Source organism: Photobacterium rosenbergii, assembly GCF_003026455.1.
Classification (GTDB): domain Bacteria; phylum Pseudomonadota; class Gammaproteobacteria; order Enterobacterales; family Vibrionaceae; genus Photobacterium; species Photobacterium rosenbergii.
Genome location: NZ_PYMB01000001.1, coordinates 987555 through 1006410 on the forward strand (window position 1 = coordinate 987555; position 18856 = coordinate 1006410).

Consider the following 18856-nt stretch of genomic DNA (forward strand, 5'->3'; position numbering starts at 1 on the left):
CCGATTAAATCGAGTGCTTCTCTGAAATAAGAGCCGGAAAAGGCTATTCGGACGACAACAGCTGATCCGTTTTGGCGGCACAAATAAAGTCATTCTTATGTAGCCCTTTTGCCGCATGACTCCACCAGCGCACCTTAACCTTGCCCCACTCTAGTGTGATTTCAGGGTGGTGACACTCTTCTTCAGCCAGCGCGGCGACTTTGTCAGTAAACGCCCACGCGAGCTTGAAGTTCTTGAAGGTATACAGGCGCTCCAACTGTTCAACACCATCCACTTCAATCGCCTGCCAATCTGGTAGCGTAGCCAGTAATGCTATTTTTTCGTTCTCTGTCACTTTAGGTGCGCCTGAATGGCATGCTTCACATTTTAGTTGATGTAGTTCTGTCATCAGTTCCCCTTATCCCACGTCCTTGATTTTTGTTTCGAACAAAGGCGGATGTAACCCCTGTTGCTGTGCTTTGACGACCATTGACATAATGTCTTGATGGGCCAAATCGTAGAGCTGGTTAATATCGTCAAGAATGAAATAGAGCGGTTGCATAATATCGATACGATAAGGTGTACGCATGATATCAACCGGATCAAATGGCTTATAAAGCGGCCTCGATTTATTCGTTTTACTCTCTGTTGAAGAGCCTCTATCCATTTTTCCCGTCAGGGCATATTGTGTCTCACCGGGTGAAGATAAAATCCCGCCACCATATATCCGTAATCCCTCAACTTGCTGCAAAAGCCCAAATTCAACTGTAAACCAGTATAGTCTTGCTAAATATACTCTTTGCGCAGAATTGGCTTTAGCTCCCAATTTTCCGTAAGTATGGGTAAAAGCGGCAAAAGCAGGATTGGTCAGCATGGCACAGTGGCCAAAAATCTCGTGGAAAAAATCAGGTTCTTGCAAATAGTCAAATTCTTCCCTGCGGCGTAAGAACGTCGCGACGGGGAACTGTTGGTTGGCTAGCAAAGCAAAAAAGCGGTCAAAATTGATCAAAGCAGGAACAGCAACACATTCCCACCCCGTCGATGCCTTTAAAACTGAGTTGATATCAGCCAGCTGCGGTGGGCGATCCTGAGGTAAATCTAATAATTCCAGCCCATCAATGTAGGCTTGGCAGGCGCGCCCTTCAATGCAAGCGAGTTGACGCTCAACCAAATCGTGCCAAACAAGGCTTTCCATGCTGTCCCAATGAACAACCCCGTCTTGGTCTGGTTTTTTAGAAATATATTTCGTTCCGCTACCCATAATTGACCTTCATCTATGTTACTGCCTCACCCTGGCTTCTAAGCAATCCGCTAATTTATGTTCGTTTCCTTTAGATTAGGTCGGGTAACGGAGACACTAAAAGGTGTTCTCAGCAATGAAACCTCCCCGAAATGTAACATTTATTTTACACCCTGCATGTTTTCATGTAGCACACCCCCATCGCCAACACTTTAACTTCAACGCGTTGGAAATTCACAATAAACAGTGGATTTCCAAGCAATTGTTGTAAATCATCAAGGACAGCTATTCCGAGGCTGAATTCATGTCATTAATTGCCTTGCCCACCTGAGTACGCCAGAGTTAAGTCATTGAGCTAACATTTTATTAACAGAGTCAATCTGGAATGACTGTCATTACGAGGGATATGCAATGCGGCAATGGTTTCAATTTCCTATCACCGAAGGAGAGGCTTCTCGGCAAGCACACTGTGACTTACCCGAAGGCACATTCGAGCGTGAATGTGGCAGAGAAGGTTTCTTTGGCCCTGCCAGCCACATGTACCATAGTCATCCGCCTACTGGGTGGATTGATTGGGATGGCCCACTACGCCCCAAAGCAATAGACACCAACAAAATGCCTTCAGAAGGGCTATCTCCTTGGGATGCTTCACTGATTTTGTTTAACAACAACCTCAAAATGAGGGTGTGGCATTGCGACAGAGCGATGGAAGATCTCGCCCGGAATGGTGACGGTGATGAGGTGTTATTTTTCCACCAAGGAAGTGGAGACTTGTTCTGTGATTACGGTCATATGACGTTCCGCGATGGTGATTACATTGTCTTGCCAAGAGCAACCAGCTGGCGAATTGAGCCTAAAGAGCCCGTCTCTATGCTGTTGATTGAGGCGTCTAATAGTGCCTACCAAATGGCAGAACGTGGCATAGTCGGCCAGCATGCGGTCTATGATCCGGCAGTATTGGAATACGCACGAATCAATGATCGGTTCCTCGAGCAACAATGTGAGCATCAGCATTGGAAAGTGCAGCTTAAAGCCCGTAATCAACTCAACACTATCACTTACCCTTACAACCCACTGGACGCACAAGGGTGGAAAGGCAACCTAACAGCATTCAAGCTCAACTGGCGAGACATCAGGCCCTTGATGAGTCACCGCTACCATCTTCCCCCATCAGCACATACTACCTTTGTCGCTGATGGCTTTGTAATTTGTACCTTTGTGCCTCGGCCCATAGAAAGTGATCCTAATGCGTTAAAAGTCCCCTTCTACCATAACAATGATGATTTTGATGAAGTGCTTTTCTACCACCGGGGGAACTTTTTCAGCCGCGACAATATCGACGCCGGCATGATCACTCATCACCCCTGTGGTTTCTCCCACGGCCCCCACCCAAAAGCATTGGCAGCGAGCATGACTGCACCGAAGAAAGAAACGGATGAAGTCGCCGTTATGATTGATGCCCGCTGGCCGCTGGAGGTCGCCCCGTTGCCCGAGGGAGCCGAAAACAAAGATTATGTGTTTTCGTGGAAAGGAATAAAGGAAGGGCAGTAACGCTGAGTAACCCACTTAGTAGATCTCATCCAATACAGAATCAATGAGATCGTGCCGAATAAGCCATTAAGGAGACGAATGTGAAACTTGCATCACTTAACCATGGCCGTGACGGCCAACTCATCGTGGTTTCCCGCGATCTGAAGCAGGCTGTTCACGCCCATGATATTGCCCCGACACTGCAATTTGCCCTAGATAACTGGGAGCAAGTCGAAGCTGACTTGCAGCACTTATACCGCAACCTCAACGACGGTATGGCCCAGCATGTCTTCCCTTTTAATCCAGCATTATGCAGCTCGCCTCTGCCACGCGCCTATCAATGGGCTGATGGTAGTGCTTACGTCAACCATGTTGAGTTGGTACGCAAAGCCAGAGGCGCAGAGATGCCAGAAAGTTTCTGGACCGATCCCTTAATGTACCAAGGGATGTCAGATGGCTTCCTCGCCCCCACAGAAGAGATCAAAGTTGCAGATGAGCAATGGGGGATCGATTTTGAAGGTGAAATTGCCATCATTACCGATGATGTCGATATGGGTATCCGTACAGAAGAAGTCCATGGTCATATTAAGCTACTTATGCTAGTTAATGATGTCTCACTGCGTAACTTGATCCCAAGTGAACTCGCCAAAGGCTTTGGCTTCTTCCAATCCAAACCTTCTTCGGCCTTCTCGCCCGTCGCGGTTACACCGGATGAACTGGGTGACAGTTGGCATGACTACAAACTCCACCATCGCCTTACTGTCCACCTCAATGGGGAGTTATTCGGACAGCCCCATGCTGGCACAGACATGACATTTAACTTTGCTGAACTTGTCCAACATGTCGCTAAAAGCCGAGCCATCGGCGCTGGCACAATTATAGGCTCGGGTACTGTATCCAATAAGGATCGCAGCAGCGGTTCTTGTTGCTTGGCGGAAAGAAGGATGCTGGAAACCTTGGAGTATGGGAACCCGGAAACACCATTTATGAAATTTGGCGATACGGTCAAGATTGAAATGTTCGATAACAACGGAGAGTCTATTTTCGGTGCCATCGAACAGACCGTGGTTAAGTACCAACATCGCTACCATGATGAAGATTTAAACCACCATAACCCACACCATCATCAATAATTAGAACGTGGTGGGTAAGAGGCGGCACGAACATAAATGCTTAGGGATATAACAACGTGAAACTGTATGATTACTATCGCTCCTCGGCATCGTACCGGGTGCGAATTGCGCTGAACCTAAAGGGCCTTAGCTACGAGCAAGTGGCTATCTCATTACTGGATAAAGAACAAAACAGCGCCGCCTATTCGGCGCTCAATCCAAACCAATTAGTACCCGGCTTTGCTCGTGGGGAGACTACAGATAGTGGTGCAGAAGACACTGCGGTATTGGGCCAGTCTTTAGCCATTATCGAATATCTCGATGAGTGTTACCCTGAGCCCGCATTATTGCCTAGCGATCCTTGGCATAAGGCACAATGCCGGGAAATTGCCCTGATCGTAGCCTGCGATATCCATCCCCTGAATAATCTAAGAGTGCTCAACTATTTAAATAGTGAGTTAGGCGTTAACCAAAATGAGAAGATGGTTTGGTATCACCACTGGCTAAAACAAGGCTTACTCAGTCTAGAGAGTCTATCAAGCCGCTACAAAACACAGTTTACTTGTACCGATACCCCTTCCCTAGCTGATATCTGCTTAATTCCCCAGCTTTACAATGCTAAGCGCTTTGGCTTTGAAACCAAGCATTACCCGAGATTACTTGAAATCGAACAGAAATGCTTAGCACTCCCTGCCTTCCAGCAAGCTCACCCAGATAGTCAATAAGGAGAGCACTGTGACCGATAAATCAACAGTAAACTCAGCACCTTCCGGTATGGACTATCAACAACCCGAGCAGCCAAAATTGCTGTGGATGCCAGAAAAAGATCGCATCCACGATAGCAAGCTGTATCAGTTCATGGTCAAGTTGAGTGAGAAAAAAAACACCCTCTATCATGACTACAACCAACTTCATCATTGGAGCGTCAACCATAGTGAAGAGTTTTGGAGCATGGTATGGGATTTCTGCCAAGTAGAAGGCGCGAAAAAGCCCCCCGTAACATTTTGTCCTGCTGATAGCCGCACACCTGCAAAAGATACCCAATGGTTCCCGCATGCCAAGCTCAATTACGCCGAGAACTTGCTGCGAAACTGGCGAACTCGAGCTGCGGCTGATGCCATCATTTTTCACTGCGAAGGCGACCCAAATCAGCGACAGCACATAAGTTGGCAACAGCTTTACCGGCAAACCTCCCAAGTCGCGAGCTTTCTCCATAACCATGGCGTCAAAAAAGGTGACGTTGTCGCTGGTTACCTACCCAATATCCCTCAGGCTGTCGTCGCTATGCTAGCCACTGCTTCCCTTGGTGCGATATGGACTTCAACCTCACCGGATTTTGGCGCCGAAAGTGTTATCGAACGCTTTGGCCAAACCAAACCGAAAGTGATGTTGTTCGCCCAAGGTTACCAGTATAACGGCAAGCCTATTTCTTACCGCGATAAGGTCGTGGCGGTAAGTCAAAACATCCCAGAACTTGAGCTCCTAGTCGAAATACCAGCTTCTGTGTCTATAGCTGCTGAACCGAGTAAATCCGCCATCCCCGATAGCATTCATCATCACTATTGGAGTGACATCCTCGAGAGCACTGTGCCCAGTGAGCTTGGTTTTACCCCCGTTCCCTTCAATCACCCGCTGTATATTCTTTATTCATCGGGCACGACGGGCAACCCCAAATGTATTGTCCATAGCGTTGGCGGTACACTACTCAACCACCTAAAAGAGCACCAGTTACAAACGGACATTCGAGCAGGTGACAAAGTCTTCTACTTCACCACTTGCGGCTGGATGATGTGGAACTGGCTGGTATCGGCACTTGCCTCTGGTGCGACACTGATTCTCTATGACGGCTCCCCCTTCTACCCCGACGGTAACGTGCTATGGCAACTGGCCGAAAAGGAAGGAGTCACCTTATTTGGTACCTCGGCCAAATACCTCGAAGCCCTAGAGAAACAAGGATACCGGCCTAAAGACAAAACGAAGTTACCCTCACTACGTACCCTATGTTCAACAGGCTCTGTACTTGCACCCGAGCAGTTTGATTATGTTTATGATGCTATTCACAGCGACATTCAGCTAGCCAGTATTTCAGGGGGAACCGATATTTGCGGCTGTTTTGCCATCGGCAACCCGTTAGGCCCAGTTTATCGAGGTGAGTGCCAAGGGTTGGCGCTGGGTATGGATGTGCAAGTATTCAATGAACTTGGCCGTTTTGTTTATCAACAACATGGTGAGTTGGTTTGCCTCAATAGCTTTCCCAACCAGCCTATCGGGTTCTGGAACGATCCTGATGGCAGTAAATACCACAACGCATACTGGCAGACCTATGCCGGTATTTGGCACCATGGTGACTACGTCAGCCTTTCCAATACCGGTGGCATGATATTCTATGGCCGCTCTGATGCCGTTCTTAACCCCGGAGGAGTACGAATAGGTACCGCTGAAATCTACCGGCAGGTGAACCGGTTAAAGGAAATCAAAGACTCGCTAGTGATAGGCCAGAACCAAGGCGCAGATGTGCGGGTGATCTTGTTCGTGCAACTGGTCGAAACTGAAGTACTGACAGACGAATTAAAAGCCACCATCAAACAGAAAATCCGCGAGCACTGCTCGCCCCGCCATGTACCCGAGGTGATCCTTGCCGTGAGGGATGTTCCCCGAACTAAATCAGGCAAACTAGTCGAACTGGCCGTTCGCAATATCGTTCACAATCAGCCAGTAAAAAACGTTGGGGCGCTGGCAAACCCAGAGTCTTTGGAAGAATTTAGGGATAGAGATGAGCTAAAGACATAACATCGATAGCTCAATATTTCACGGGGTTATTTCAACCAAGGCGAAGTAAGACTAAACACCTGCCGGTCAAAGTCTATTTCGCCTTTTACTCCGATGGGAGTGACCAGCATAGGATGGGTATGGCAGCAATCGAAGCCATTTAAAATTGGAACAGCTTGTCCATTGAGGACTTCCATTAACACGTCTAAAGGTTGGCGGCCTGTGCTTTTATCATCAAACAGCTCATGCTTACCAAGCACAATGGCTGAGACTTTGTCGAAAACACCCGATAACTTCAAATGGCTAAATGAGCGCTCTACCGTCTCTATCCCTTTCAGGCTATCTTCGATTAGCAAGATATCCCCTTGCCTAATTTCGGGCATATATGAGCTTCCCCATATCCCCGTCATCGTGTTGAGGTTGCCTCCCACGACTCGGCCTTTTATCCCCCCTTTACCGTTAAATTGCCAGTCATTTCGTTGAGTCTGTTTAGCTTCACTCTGGCTTTCCCAGTCAATTTTCACATCCGTCCAATGTTCAGGCATTACGTAGTTGTAAGGAAGGCTTTGCTGTTGGCAAAGCATAGCCTCGAAGGAATCAAACGTCTCATCAACTAATGGAGGAAACTCACCGAACGACGCAACGAGTGCTGGGCCGTAGAAGGTCACTAAGCCTGTTTGGGCATAAATCCCCAACAGTAATGCCGTGACATCCGAATAACCGATAATGATCTTTGGATCTTGCCGTAACGCGTCGTAATCAATGTAAGGCAACAAGGCATTACTGTTACTGCCGCCGATTGTGGAAATTATGCAGCGAACGTCTGGGTCACGGATCAACGTATTTAGCTCTTCGGCTCTCGCTTGGATAGTGCCAGAACGGTAATAGTCTGACTTCCCCGTCAGGTTGCCCGCTTTCAGGTTAAACCCTTTTTGCTGCAAGAATGCTGTTGCCCTCTCGTATCGCTTCGGGGCAAAACACGTTGCAGGAGAAGATGGGGAGAAAAAACCTATGGTGTCACCGCGTTTTAGTGGTGGGGGAAAAATTGTCATCCTTGACTCGCTCTATAGGTGCAATAAATTACTCACCCATCATAAAGCTATTTCTTTACTTTTTTCCTATTACTTAACAGACACTTAGAGCTCCGTCACAAAGCTTGGCCTAGTACGGCAAGCTCAAGGACATATTTCCGAAACAAAAAATTCATTAGAGCACGAAACATATCAAAACCAACAAAACAAACTAACCGCAGCAAGATGAGAGAACAATTGCGGTTATAGAGCCTAATTCCGTTAACTTACGAATTAAAAAACAAAATCTTGTCACATTCGTTCACAATTCATATACAATCTTATTGAGCAACTCATTCGAACACTAATAATTGTTTGGGTGAACCCTAATTTGAGGAAGGATACTCGATATGAAATACAAAACCCCATTACTGCTTGCCATAAGCGCACTGGCTATGAATGCCAATGCCAGCGAATGTGGGAAAGTCACTATTGCTGACATGAACTGGAGTTCTGCCAGCCTTATCGCAAACATCGACCGCTTTATCTTAGAGCACGGCTACGAATGTGACGCTGAACTGATCCCTGGCGACACCATGCCAACCGGCACTTCCATGATAGAAAAAGGCCAGCCGGATGTAGCCCCTGAGCTTTGGAGCAACAGCTTAAAAGACGCTCTCGATAAAGGCGTGGCTGAAAAGCGCCTACGCTATGCAGGCAAAGCGCTAGTTGACGGCGGTGAAGAAGGATTTTGGGTTCCTTCTTACTTGGTTGAGAAATACCCAGAGATGAAAACCATCGAAGGTATCGAAAAACATGCCAAACTGTTCGAACACCCAGAAGATCCTGATAAATCAGCCTTCTATAGCTGTCCAGCGGGTTGGAACTGCCAAATCAGTGCTGGCAACCTCTTCAAAGCGATGAAGCTAGATGATTCCGGCTTTGTCATTGTAGACCCAGGCTCTGCGGCCGGTTTGTCAGGCTCTATTGCTAAAGCCTATGAGAGGAAAGAACCTTGGTTTGGCTATTACTGGGCGCCAACAGCCGTTTTGGGTAAATACAACATGGTCAAAGTCGACTTCGGCAGTGGCATTGATGAAGAAGAGTTCGTCAAATGCACCACTAACGCTGAATGTGAATCACCCAAGACAACTATGTACCCGCCATCACCCGTTCATACCGTTACCACTGAGAAGTTTGCTTCCAACGCGCCAGAAGCTTATGAATACTTCACCAAACGTGGTTTCACCAATGCCGACATGAACCAGATTCTGGCATGGATGGAAGATAACCAAGCTGATGGTGAAGAGGCGATGTTCTACTTCCTCGAAGAATACCCACAGATCTGGCAGCAATGGGTGCCACAAGATGTCGCGAAAAAAGTGCAGGACGCACTATAAGCCGCATCTACAATTTCAGGTATAGGATTACCTTGTAGTACGCCAGAGCCCCTCGGGGCTCTGGTAAGAAAAGGAATTAAACATGTCAGAGTCTAATTGGCTTAGTGAATTTCCGGAGATGGATCGTTCCGATCTCCGCGCAATCCGTAAATCACTGGATGGCGCCTATCGCGACTTCTCTCGCGAGTACGGCGACCTCATCGAATCTTTCTTCGATCCCCTACTTTCTTTCTTGGTCTGGTTTGAAAAGCTTCTCATTTCCACCCCTTGGGTTATCGTGCTGGGCGTCTGTACCGCATTAATTTATGCGGCTAGTCGCTCTTGGAAGCTTTCTCTAGGCTGCTTTGTTTCCCTCATTCTGATTGGTTATTTCGGCATGTGGGAGGATACTATGCGGACCTTAAGCATCATTACGGTCTGCACCCTGCTCGCCATTTTGATGGGTATCCCTATCGGCATCGCGATGGCCCGCTCAAACCGCGTACAAGCCACAGTGACACCTTTGTTGGATGTGATGCAGACCATGCCAGCATTCGTCTACTTAATCCCTGTCGTGATGCTGCTGGGTATCGGTAAAATCCCAGGCCTAATTGCCGTTGTTATCTATGCCATCCCGCCGGTGATCCGCCTGACTAACCTCGGGATCCGCCTAGTCGATAAAGAAGTATTAGAAGCTGCGACCGCATTTGGGGCTAACAAGAAACAGCGCTTATTAGGCGTCCAGTTACCTTTAGCCATGCCAACGATTATGGCCGGCATCAACCAAACCATCATGATGGCATTATCTATGGTGGTCATTGCCTCGATGATTGGTGTTAAGGGATTGGGCCAACCTGTACTTAAGTCGATAACCAATCAATACTTTACACTGGGGTTGTTAAATGGCCTTGCCATTGTTGCCCTAGCAATCTTGTTTGATCGTGCATCTCAGGCTTATGCCAAGCGTACTCAGGCCCATTTAGGAGATCTTACCCATGACTGAGCCATTGATTGAAGTAAGCGGTCTTTACAAGATATTCGGGCCTAAGCCGACATCGGTCATTGACAGGGTCAAGAGTGGCGAAAGCAAAGATAAGGTGCTCAATGACACCGGCCATACGGTTGGCCTTAAAGACATCAACCTAAAAATCAACAAAGGGGAGATCTTTGTCATTATGGGCCTTTCCGGCTCGGGCAAATCCACTTTGATCCGACATTTCAACCGTTTGATAGACCCGACATTGGGACAAATTTTGGTTGAAGGTATCGATGTGATGCAACTGTCTACCGATGAACTGGTTAACTTTCGCCGGCACAAAATGTCGATGGTTTTCCAGCGTTTTGGCCTTCTCCCCCACCGTACCGTTGTTGATAATGTTGCCTATGGGCTTGAGATCCAAGGTATCAAAAAACCAGAGCGGCTAGCGAAAGCAACAGAGTGGCTGGAAACCGTTGGCCTTAAAGGGTATGAAAATCAATACCCAGCCCAGCTTTCCGGTGGTCAACAGCAGCGCGTCGGTCTTGCTCGGGCGTTAAGCACTGATGCAGAAATCTTATTGATGGATGAGGCATTTTCAGCCCTAGACCCATTAATCCGTAGCGAGATGCAAGACCAGCTCATCGAGCTTCAGGAAAAGCTACATAAAACCATTATCTTCATTACCCACGATTTGGATGAAGCACTGCGGTTAGGCGATAGAATCGCGATCCTAAAAGATGGCGAACTGGTGCAACAGGGGTCACCGGACCAAATCCTGCTTCACCCTGCCGATGAGTACGTTGAAGCATTCGTCAAGGATGTTAACCGAGCCCGTGCACTTACTGTCGAAACCGTGATGCAGCCACCAGCTTACCGCATCACGGCCAAGACAATTGAAGAAGCATTGGTTGAGATGAAGCGAATCAAGCAAGACTACGCCTACAACGTGACAGATGAAGGTTATCAAGGCGTGGTGACTAAAGAGAGTTTGCTCGATGCGGCCAAAACTGATGCTAGCCAGGATCTTCAAGATGATATCTATGAAGAAGTGCCAGTCATCTCACCAGATTCCGTGATTGAAGAGGTCCTTCCCGACACCATGTCATGTGATTACTCGCTACCCGTGGTTGACGAAGACGGCAATTTACAAGGTGAATTGGAGCGTAGTGCGGTTGCGGAAATCTTCACAGATGTCAGCGAGGCTAAGCCTTCCACAAAGGAAGACTCCAGCATCCATCCAGTGATGGATAAAGCCTCTTGAGGGAAGGTTCACAGTAACGATACCAACTAAAGCGCATTAAAAAACCGCCCATATCAGATATGGGCGGTTTTTATTCGCTTAACTCAAAGGAAGTGTTAAGCGCTCTCTTTCATCGCCGAGATAACCGACGGGTCATTTAACAGATTAAACAGCATGCTTTTCGCAGACGCACGCTGGGCATCCGAAAGTACCTTCTTCGGATTCTCTCGAGCCATAGTCAGGATATTCTTAATGAACTTGCTGTTGGTACCTGAAAGCTCGTACACATAACGTAGGGTATCAAGCAGTTCGCCTTGAGGCAGGCTGTAAACCGCCATTTCACAACTCAGACCATCCATCGCTAGGAAATTGTTCACCACTTCCCGGCGCTCGGCATTGAACTTCTCTTTGGCAATATGGCCATCAATCAAAGCCTGCACTCGATCAGCGATAGCTAAAGGCACTTCCATTGTTTTTGTTTCTTGATTCATTTTGATTCTCCTGCTCTAGCTGGGTATTACTGCCATCATGGCTGGTATAATAGACCAATCGCTCAAGCATATTAGTTACGGTTCATTCCTGACAACTTTAGACTACTCGCCTTCTAACGAAGGGTTATAAATCTGAGATACTCAACAGTATCTGCTCTAGTTCATCCCAAGGCATAAGTTGGCTATCGATAACTTCGATACGGCTTTCAAAGCCTTCCAGTGTCATCTGGTTAACCGATACCACACCATTGTTGACATTGAACGCATGGCAACCTTTGTTGGTATTGATCACCCCTTTCACACGCTCTGCGGTCAATTTGCAAAACATGGAAAACAACTGGTCAAAATCAAAGGTGACCTCTGCGCCGAAAATCCAGCCACAGCTAAAGTAGCCCTGTCCTTTGTTTTCTTTGCGGATGAACGTTTGGTTTGGTGGCAGCTGAAATTGCGGCTCCATCTCAGCATGTTCATGATGATGGGCTTCGATTGCAGCGGCCTCTTCTTGCTGCTCTCTTTCGGTATCAAGCAACGCTAGGGGAAACTCTCCCTGTTTAACCAGCATACTTGCCAGTTTTTTCGGTTGCTGCGTCGCCACCCAGTGCTCGAAGATCCCAACATCAACCTCGTCGCATTCATCAAGCTTGTTGCCAATAACAATCTCTGCCACATCAAGTTGATCGTTGAAGTTTTGGTTTTCCGTATACTTTTTATCAGAGAGGTTACGTGGGTCAACCAAAGCCACTGTAGCTTTCAAATCGATGTAATCTTTGAACTGGTTCGACGTTAGGACCGAGATAATTTTGTGGGGATGGCCCAATCCAGTCGGCTCGATAATCAATCGGTCTGGGTTCTGGCGAAGTAGCGCTGTGATCCCCACAGAAGTAGGAACTCCAGCAGTGCAGCACATGCAGCCACCCGGGACTTCTTTGATCATTGCACCGGAATCAGTAAGAATGGCACCATCAATACCAATTTCACCAAATTCATTGACCAATACAGCCCATTTTTCATCGGCAGGCTTATTCTTCAGTAGGTTGAGAATCGTCGTGGTTTTTCCAACTCCAAGGAAACCCGTGATGACATTCGTTGGTATTCGCATAATGAGTGATTTTTCCGTAAATGTTGACGGGAAATTTACATGAAATACGCCCCGGCCTCAAATCATTGTGGCTGTCTTGTGGCGTTGAGGCTTTTGATTTATTTTAGTTTATTACCCAAGATTAAAGTGTTGGGTGAAAAGTCACCCTTTTTGAGCACTTGCCGCTTATAAAACCCGTAAATCCAAGCCATTAATGGCAATTCTGCTCACAATTTGTTTACATAACGTTTTTCGTGAGATTGCTAACACGCAAGGAGCATCTATGCTAAACCCTGCAACAGCGCAAGCAGTGATCGACCATGCCCTCTTCCTTGGCGCCGATTTTGCCGAACTGTTCGTTGAACACCATCAATCCAGCTCTGTCGAGCTGCTGTCCGGTGATATCGACAAAGTAAACTCCGGTATCGATTTCGGTATTGGTGTCCGCCTATTCTTCGGCCACAAGGTGCTTTACGGCTACACCAATAGCACCGATGAAGAAGAGTTAAAGCGCGTCACCAGCTTACTTGCTGCCAAAGACAAACGCGACCAAATCGCCAACGCGGGTGCATTAAACCTTAGCCGCTACCAAAGCAAACATGCTTGTCAGCAGCCGTTGAGCCAGAACCCAAACCTTGAAGCTAAAATAGCCTTCTTGCGCCAGTGTGATGCCGCAGCGCGAGGTGAAGACGAGAAAATCAACCAGTTCATTGGCCGTATCTTACAACGTGAACAACAAGTCGAGATTTTCAACTCAACGGGTCTGCATATTGGTGATACACGCCACTACACCCGTGTTGCTGCAACGGCTATCGCGCAAAATGGCAGTGAGCAATCAACCGGCTTCGAAGCACCAGGCGCACTAACCGGCTGGGAATTCAACAGCCAACTAGATGCCAAAGAACTTGGCCACACCGTAGCTAAACAAGCGATGGTGAAGCTGTTTGCCGAAAACTGCCCATCAGGTGAAATGCCGGTCATTATCGGGAATGGTTTTGGTGGTGTTATCTTCCATGAAGCATGTGGTCACTTGCTTGAAACCACATCAGTTGCCAAAAAAGCTTCTGTATTCCACGACAAGATGGGTGAGATGATTGCCAACCCGGTGGTTAGTGCAGTCGATGACGGCACCATGACCAACGAATGGGGCTCCATCAATATTGATGACGAAGGGATGGAAACCCAACGTACCCAGCTGATCAAAGACGGTAAACTAACCAGCTTTATGGTGGATCATATGGGCTCATTGAAAACTGGCTTCGCCCCGACTGGCTCAGGCCGCCGTGAATCCTACAAGTATGCGCCGACCTCAAGAATGCGGAACACCTTTATCGAGCCGGGTGACAGTTCTTTGGATGAGATGATTGCCAGCGTCGAGAAAGGTATTTACGCCAAGAAAATGGGCGGTGGTTCAGTCCAGCCTGGAACGGGTGAATTCAACTTTGCTGTGCAGGAAGCTTATTTGGTTGAAAATGGCCAGATTACCAAGCCACTCAAATCAGCAACCTTGATCAGTACAGGTCCGAAAGTACTTAAAGAGATCTCCATGATCGGGCGTGATTTCGCCTTGGCCGCAGGAATGTGTGGCTCTGTAAGCGGCTCGGTGCCTACCACCGTTGGCCAGCCAGCACTGAAAGTGGACAACATTCTTGTAGGGGGTAACTAATGGCCGATCAACAACAACTTCAAAGCGCGATTGATCAAGTCCTTGAGCGTGCTAAGGCTGCAGGTGCCGAGGCGGATGTGATTGCTAGCAGTAGCAATAACTTTTCTCTTAAAGCCAATGCCGGCGAACTTGATGAGTACAAGGTAACCTCGGGCCAAGTCATCGGCGTACGCATTGTCAAAGACGAGCATATAGCCACCAGCTACTCTGAATCACTAGAGCCTGCCAGCTTGGATATGATGGTTGAGCATGCCCTTGCCAATGCCACCTACACCAAAAAAGACCCTCACCAGACCATTGCCTGTGCAAACAGCCAACTTGTTACTGATTATCCAGAGGTCTACCAAGCAGACAACGCAACCGTAGATGACAAAATATCCCTTGCCCTTGCCTTGGAAAAAGGGGTGGTTGAGAAACCCAACGCGACGTCTGCGCCATATAATGGGTTCGGTGAATCTGACAGCCAGGTTATCCTTGCCAATACCTTAGGCACCCATTGCTACCACAAAGAACGTTCGACTTATTGTTATGCCTATACCTTGTTTGAAAAAGACGGCAAGCAAGCTATGCACGGTGGCATGTCTACCGGTCGCCGTTTTGATGAACTCGATCCTGAGTACTGCATCAACCATGGCTATGACATGGCAAAAGCGCTGCTGGATGGCGAGCCAGTCAACACGGGTAACTACAGCGTAGTCTTTGACCTTAATTGCTTGAGCAGCCTATTTGGCGCGTTTGGAATGTGTTTCTCGGGTCAATCGGCAATGAAAGGCATTAACCCGTGGCGTGACTCACTGCATGCGACCGTTGCTAGCCCATTGCTGACTATTTCGGATGTAGCCTATATCGAAGGCGGCTCGGCAATTAAGGCCTTTGACAGTGAAGGTTTCGCGACTTGCGATACGATCTTGATTGGTGAAGGTCAGTTACAGAGCTTGTTGCATAACAGCCATACCGCGAGTTTCTTCGGTATCGACAACACGGCTAACGGCTCTCGTTCGGCGAAAGGCGGCCTAGGCGTGTCTGCTCGCCATACCGTTATCGCAACAGGCCAAAGTAGCGAAGCTGAACTGACAGGAGGCGAATACCTAGAACTGATCGAGCTTCAAGGCGTTCACTCCGGTGCCGATGCAGTAAGCGGTGACTTCTCATTTGGCGCCAGTGGTTTCTTGTGTCGTGATGGTAAACGTATTCAGCCTGTACGCGGTATTACAGTGGCAGGTAACTTCTACCAGATGATCAAAGAAATTGATGCGGTTGGTGATACGTTAACTCACGATCACGGTAAAAACTTCTTTGCCCCACTTATTCGCTTTAACAAACTCAGTATTGCAGGTAAATAAGCTGCGAGTTGTTCTCGATAAGTAATTTGGGCTGCCAGTAGATTTATATCCTGCCGGCAGCCTTAATGACAACATTGTAATTAGCCCCCACTCTTTCTTTGTCAGCACACTCCATTTTTTCTTTTGCTTATCCTTAAAATATAACACCAAGCCATTGATGTGACTTAAATCACATTTTCATTTGTCTTTACTTTCCTCTGACTTTAGCTACTAAAAAACAAGCAGTTGCTGATTTTCCCATAACAATTGCTTTCATAAATTCTGTTTTAATAGCCCCCATACTGAAAAGCATAAATAAAACTGTTTAAAACATAAAAACAACGTACACAAAGGCATTAAATTTTGACAAAAAAGCTAAAAGATGAAGTTACTGACACATTTTTTATCTATTTTATTGTTAAATAGAATGACTTTATGTAATGCTAATTCAGTGTTTGTAGCAGTAGTAAATATCAACCAATTGTGGAGAATAACAATGAAACGTTCTATGACTCTAGTCGCTGGCCTAATTCTAAGTGCAACTCTTATGGGCTGTTCAAGCAGCGAAGAAGCAGAGCAACTAAGCCAACTAACAAATAAAGTTGATGCGCTATCTGATCAAGTAGCAGGTCTACAAAGCCAGCAAGATCAAATGGCAGGTGCGGTTAACGATACTCGCGCTGCATCTGATGCTGCTTACCAAGAAGCAATGCGTGCTAATCAGCGTATCGACAACATCGCTGACTCTTACACCAAGTAATACAAAAAGTGGCGCAATACCATTGCGCCACTTTTCTCTAAAGCGATTATCTTATCTCTACCTCAGCCAATGGCTCTATCAGGGTCGACCAAGCCATAGGTATTGATGCTCGCCTCCCCCAGTTCAGGCTCTAAGTAATTGCGAACAACATCGATTGATTCTGCTTCCCACATACACTGACACAATTTGTGGCGCTCAACCACCATGGTCGTATGAAGCCGCATGCCTGAAGGCGGATGAGTCAGCACTCCACTTGCCCTTTGCCAAAACAATTCGGGATCCGTAATCTCATGCTGGATGACAATAAACATTCCCTACCCCTTGTTTTAACAATGCTCATATTTCAATTATAGGTGGATTATGACGTTTTCGATGTATTAACTATGAGGAGAATCAATCAGTTGTAATAGCGAGCTCAGGCTGCATAGAGACAATCTTTTCAAGCAATGTCGGGCTCAACCTCGCACGCTTTTGCTGTTTGAAGTTGAACATGACCACCTTCGCAGTACCTGTAGTTGTCACTGCCCCTTGCTGTTTACTGACAATTTTATATTCCATGACAAAGCTATCTTCAGCGAGCTCGGATACCCGGCTTCCAACCAATAGATTATCAGGGTATGTCACAGGCCTACGGTATCGGCTTGAGGTTTCACTAAGCACAGGACCCGTCTGCGTCACTTGCATCTCTTCCATCAGGCCAATATCTGCAAAATAATCTAGCCGGGCTGTTTCAAAATAGCGGAAATACACCACATTATTTACATGGTTTAATGCATCCATTTCCCCCCATGCAACAGGGATTTCAGTAATGACGGGAAAACCTTCAAGTAAGTTAGACATGTGCAGTTCCTTGCATCAAAAATGTAAAAGTAAAACCTAAACGACAACCTCTTGCTGTAAACACCCAATTTAAACACGTGTTCGACTATTAACCTATACAGCGAGTAACATGTTTGCAACAACTCTTTCTATTTCTTGTCGGTTAGATCCTTTTTCCCTATTCCCGCAAAGGATGATGCACATCTTTTCTACAGTTATGAAAGCAGCGTGTAAAAAATCAACGTAAAAACGGTAAAGGCCTTAATTTATAAGGGATAGAGGCCGGTTTTACGTTATCCTAGGCCACCTTTTTTCAACCTGACGACAAACCGTACGTTTTTCGGCAGGTAACCGTCGGCGCACGCGCCAGTTACATGTATCAACAATTATGCTTTACGATAACAACATTCCAGTCCGTTACCCCAAAGGGGCCTTTGCAATGGGGACGGTATACAGCTTTACCGGTGCTTCCATTCTCGCATCTATCATTTTTTCGTTGCTGCTTTTTCTGTCCATCGACGAAGATCCTATCATGCAGATCTTGTTTGGTGGCCTGGCCGTCATCTTCGAGCTAGGGAAATTTTTTGCTTGGTATGAATTTGGGGAACGCCGGGCGAGACGCAACTATGCTGGTGCCGCTTCAGCTTTTGCCTTTTATGCTGTGCTTGCGGCCATTTCAATCGGCGGCTCGGTCGGCGGCATCAATAGTGCAACCAACCAAGCCCAGAGCCATGTCAATGTGCAGCAGAGTAAGGTCAACAACTACGACATGCAAATTGCTGCGATTGAAAGGCAAATTGAGCTCAACAATTCTGCCGCTGAGAAATACATTGAGATGGAGCGTATCGCAACAGGCGTAGCTCGTATCCAGCGTGAAAATGATGAATTGCGCGAACAGCAGTTAAAACTCGCCGCTGAGCGTGATAGCTTGCCAGTTGTAAACCAAGGCTCGGTTATCGGCCTTATCGATAGTTTGGCCCAATCATTGAAGATCCAGACAGAGACGGCCCAGCTCAGCTTGGTGATTTTCCTCTCTGTGTTACTCGATTTCTTTGCGGCATTTTTCGTTGGCCTAATTGGTGAAGAGCTTCGCTTCAGAAACCAGTTCCGACGCGTTGGCCCTATCACCATTGATACCTATGCCGAAAACGAAGTCAAAGAGCCAGAGTTACTTACAAACCAGCAGCATGATACAAGCGCTGAAAATACTGAGACCGTCGAAAAAGAGCCTGTCGTACCTAAAGAGCCAGAGAAACCAAAATCACTCTACGAACAAGCTATCGATGCCTTGAGTACCAATCAGGTCAACTGCACTAAACGCGCTGTGACCAAATACCTCAAAACCAGCAGTGATGAAGTCGACGACATATTCAGCCGCTTCATGGAAGAAGGCATCGTCAGTAAGAAACCGAACAACCATTACCAATGGCACGGCGTGCCTGACACTGCTGAGGCCTAAGATAACCTAATTAGCAAGTTTGT

At 47.1% G+C, this 18856-nt stretch carries 18 protein-coding genes; 11 read left to right on the top strand and 7 right to left on the bottom strand.

What is annotated here, in order from left to right; translation table 11 throughout:
* Positions 1–43: 43 nt before the first annotated feature.
* Positions 44–388, bottom strand: coding sequence for a 4a-hydroxytetrahydrobiopterin dehydratase (locus C9J01_RS04765; RefSeq protein ID WP_107296938.1), 345 nt, complete (start codon positions 386–388; stop codon positions 44–46).
* Positions 389–397: 9 nt separating this feature from the next.
* Positions 398–1240, bottom strand: a complete 843-nt coding sequence (gene phhA, locus C9J01_RS04770) for a phenylalanine 4-monooxygenase (RefSeq protein ID WP_107296939.1) — start codon at positions 1238–1240, stop codon at positions 398–400.
* Between the two features lie 390 nt (positions 1241–1630).
* Between phhA and C9J01_RS04775 the strand changes: the two genes are divergently transcribed.
* The 4 genes from C9J01_RS04775 (at position 1631) to C9J01_RS04790 (ending at position 6651) form a co-directional block, all read left to right on the top strand.
* The gene (locus C9J01_RS04775) at positions 1631–2770 is read left to right on the top strand and encodes a homogentisate 1,2-dioxygenase (protein ID WP_107296940.1); all 1140 of its coding nucleotides are present in this window, start codon (positions 1631–1633) and stop codon (positions 2768–2770) included.
* Positions 2771–2850: 80 nt separating this feature from the next.
* Entirely contained in the window at positions 2851–3882 is a 1032-nt protein-coding gene (locus C9J01_RS04780) for a fumarylacetoacetate hydrolase family protein (protein ID WP_107296941.1), read from the top strand.
* A 56-nt stretch (positions 3883–3938) separates the two neighbouring features.
* Complete coding sequence (gene maiA, locus C9J01_RS04785) at positions 3939–4586, top strand: maleylacetoacetate isomerase (protein ID WP_107296942.1); 648 nt, start codon at positions 3939–3941, stop codon at positions 4584–4586.
* A 49-nt stretch (positions 4587–4635) separates the two neighbouring features.
* The gene (locus tag C9J01_RS04790) at positions 4636–6651 is read left to right on the top strand and encodes an acetoacetate--CoA ligase (protein WP_107297428.1); all 2016 of its coding nucleotides are present in this window, start codon (positions 4636–4638) and stop codon (positions 6649–6651) included.
* Positions 6652–6677: 26 nt separating this feature from the next.
* On the opposite strand, the gene C9J01_RS04795 is transcribed toward C9J01_RS04790, so the two are convergent.
* Positions 6678–7682: a S66 family peptidase gene (locus C9J01_RS04795; protein WP_107296943.1), complete on the bottom strand. Its 1005-nt coding sequence runs from the start codon at positions 7680–7682 to the stop codon at positions 6678–6680.
* Between the two features lie 368 nt (positions 7683–8050).
* Between C9J01_RS04795 and C9J01_RS04800 the strand changes: the two genes are divergently transcribed.
* From C9J01_RS04800 to C9J01_RS04810, 3 genes are all read left to right on the top strand, one after another.
* Positions 8051–9040, top strand: coding sequence for an ABC transporter substrate-binding protein (locus C9J01_RS04800; protein WP_107296944.1), 990 nt, complete (start codon positions 8051–8053; stop codon positions 9038–9040).
* Between the two features lie 82 nt (positions 9041–9122).
* Entirely contained in the window at positions 9123–10022 is a 900-nt protein-coding gene (locus C9J01_RS04805) for an ABC transporter permease (RefSeq protein WP_107296945.1), read from the top strand.
* Positions 10015–11259 (top strand): quaternary amine ABC transporter ATP-binding protein, encoded by a 1245-nt coding sequence (locus C9J01_RS04810; RefSeq protein WP_107296946.1) that lies wholly within the window; start codon positions 10015–10017, stop codon positions 11257–11259. The genes C9J01_RS04805 and C9J01_RS04810 overlap by 8 nt, the downstream gene beginning before the upstream one ends.
* Positions 11260–11354: 95 nt before the next feature.
* Here C9J01_RS04810 and C9J01_RS04815 read toward each other — a convergent pair whose 3' ends face one another.
* Both C9J01_RS04815 and C9J01_RS04820 read right to left on the bottom strand, forming a co-directional pair.
* A complete protein-coding gene (locus C9J01_RS04815; RefSeq protein ID WP_107296947.1) occupies positions 11355–11729 on the bottom strand; it encodes a hypothetical protein in 375 nt (124 codons plus the stop codon).
* Between the two features lie 124 nt (positions 11730–11853).
* Positions 11854–12828: a CobW family GTP-binding protein gene (locus C9J01_RS04820; RefSeq protein ID WP_107296948.1), complete on the bottom strand. Its 975-nt coding sequence runs from the start codon at positions 12826–12828 to the stop codon at positions 11854–11856.
* Positions 12829–13090: 262 nt separating this feature from the next.
* Between C9J01_RS04820 and C9J01_RS04825 the strand changes: the two genes are divergently transcribed.
* The 3 genes from C9J01_RS04825 to C9J01_RS04835 all read left to right on the top strand — a co-directional run bounded on the left by C9J01_RS04825 (position 13091) and on the right by C9J01_RS04835 (position 16555).
* On the top strand, positions 13091–14473 hold the full coding sequence (locus C9J01_RS04825; protein WP_107296949.1) for a TldD/PmbA family protein: 1383 nt from the start codon (positions 13091–13093) through the stop codon (positions 14471–14473).
* Positions 14473–15816, top strand: a complete 1344-nt coding sequence (locus C9J01_RS04830) for a TldD/PmbA family protein (protein ID WP_107296950.1) — start codon at positions 14473–14475, stop codon at positions 15814–15816. Before C9J01_RS04825 ends, C9J01_RS04830 begins: the two co-directional genes overlap by 1 nt.
* 475 nt (positions 15817–16291) lie before the next feature.
* Positions 16292–16555 (top strand): Lpp/OprI family alanine-zipper lipoprotein, encoded by a 264-nt coding sequence (locus tag C9J01_RS04835; RefSeq protein WP_107296951.1) that lies wholly within the window; start codon positions 16292–16294, stop codon positions 16553–16555.
* A gap of 62 nt (positions 16556–16617) precedes the next feature.
* On the opposite strand, the gene C9J01_RS04840 is transcribed toward C9J01_RS04835, so the two are convergent.
* Together C9J01_RS04840 and C9J01_RS04845 are read right to left on the bottom strand one after the other, a co-directional pair.
* A complete protein-coding gene (locus C9J01_RS04840) occupies positions 16618–16866 on the bottom strand; it encodes a hypothetical protein (protein ID WP_107296952.1) in 249 nt (82 codons plus the stop codon).
* A gap of 82 nt (positions 16867–16948) precedes the next feature.
* Positions 16949–17395, bottom strand: coding sequence for an acyl-CoA thioesterase (locus tag C9J01_RS04845; protein ID WP_107296953.1), 447 nt, complete (start codon positions 17393–17395; stop codon positions 16949–16951).
* A gap of 367 nt (positions 17396–17762) precedes the next feature.
* On the opposite strand from C9J01_RS04845, the gene C9J01_RS04850 reads away from it, so the two are divergent.
* Positions 17763–18833 carry a Preprotein translocase subunit SecY gene (locus tag C9J01_RS04850; protein ID WP_107296954.1) on the top strand — a complete coding sequence of 357 codons (1071 nt, stop codon included), beginning with the start codon at positions 17763–17765 and terminating at the stop codon, positions 18831–18833.
* Positions 18834–18856 lie beyond the last annotated feature (23 nt).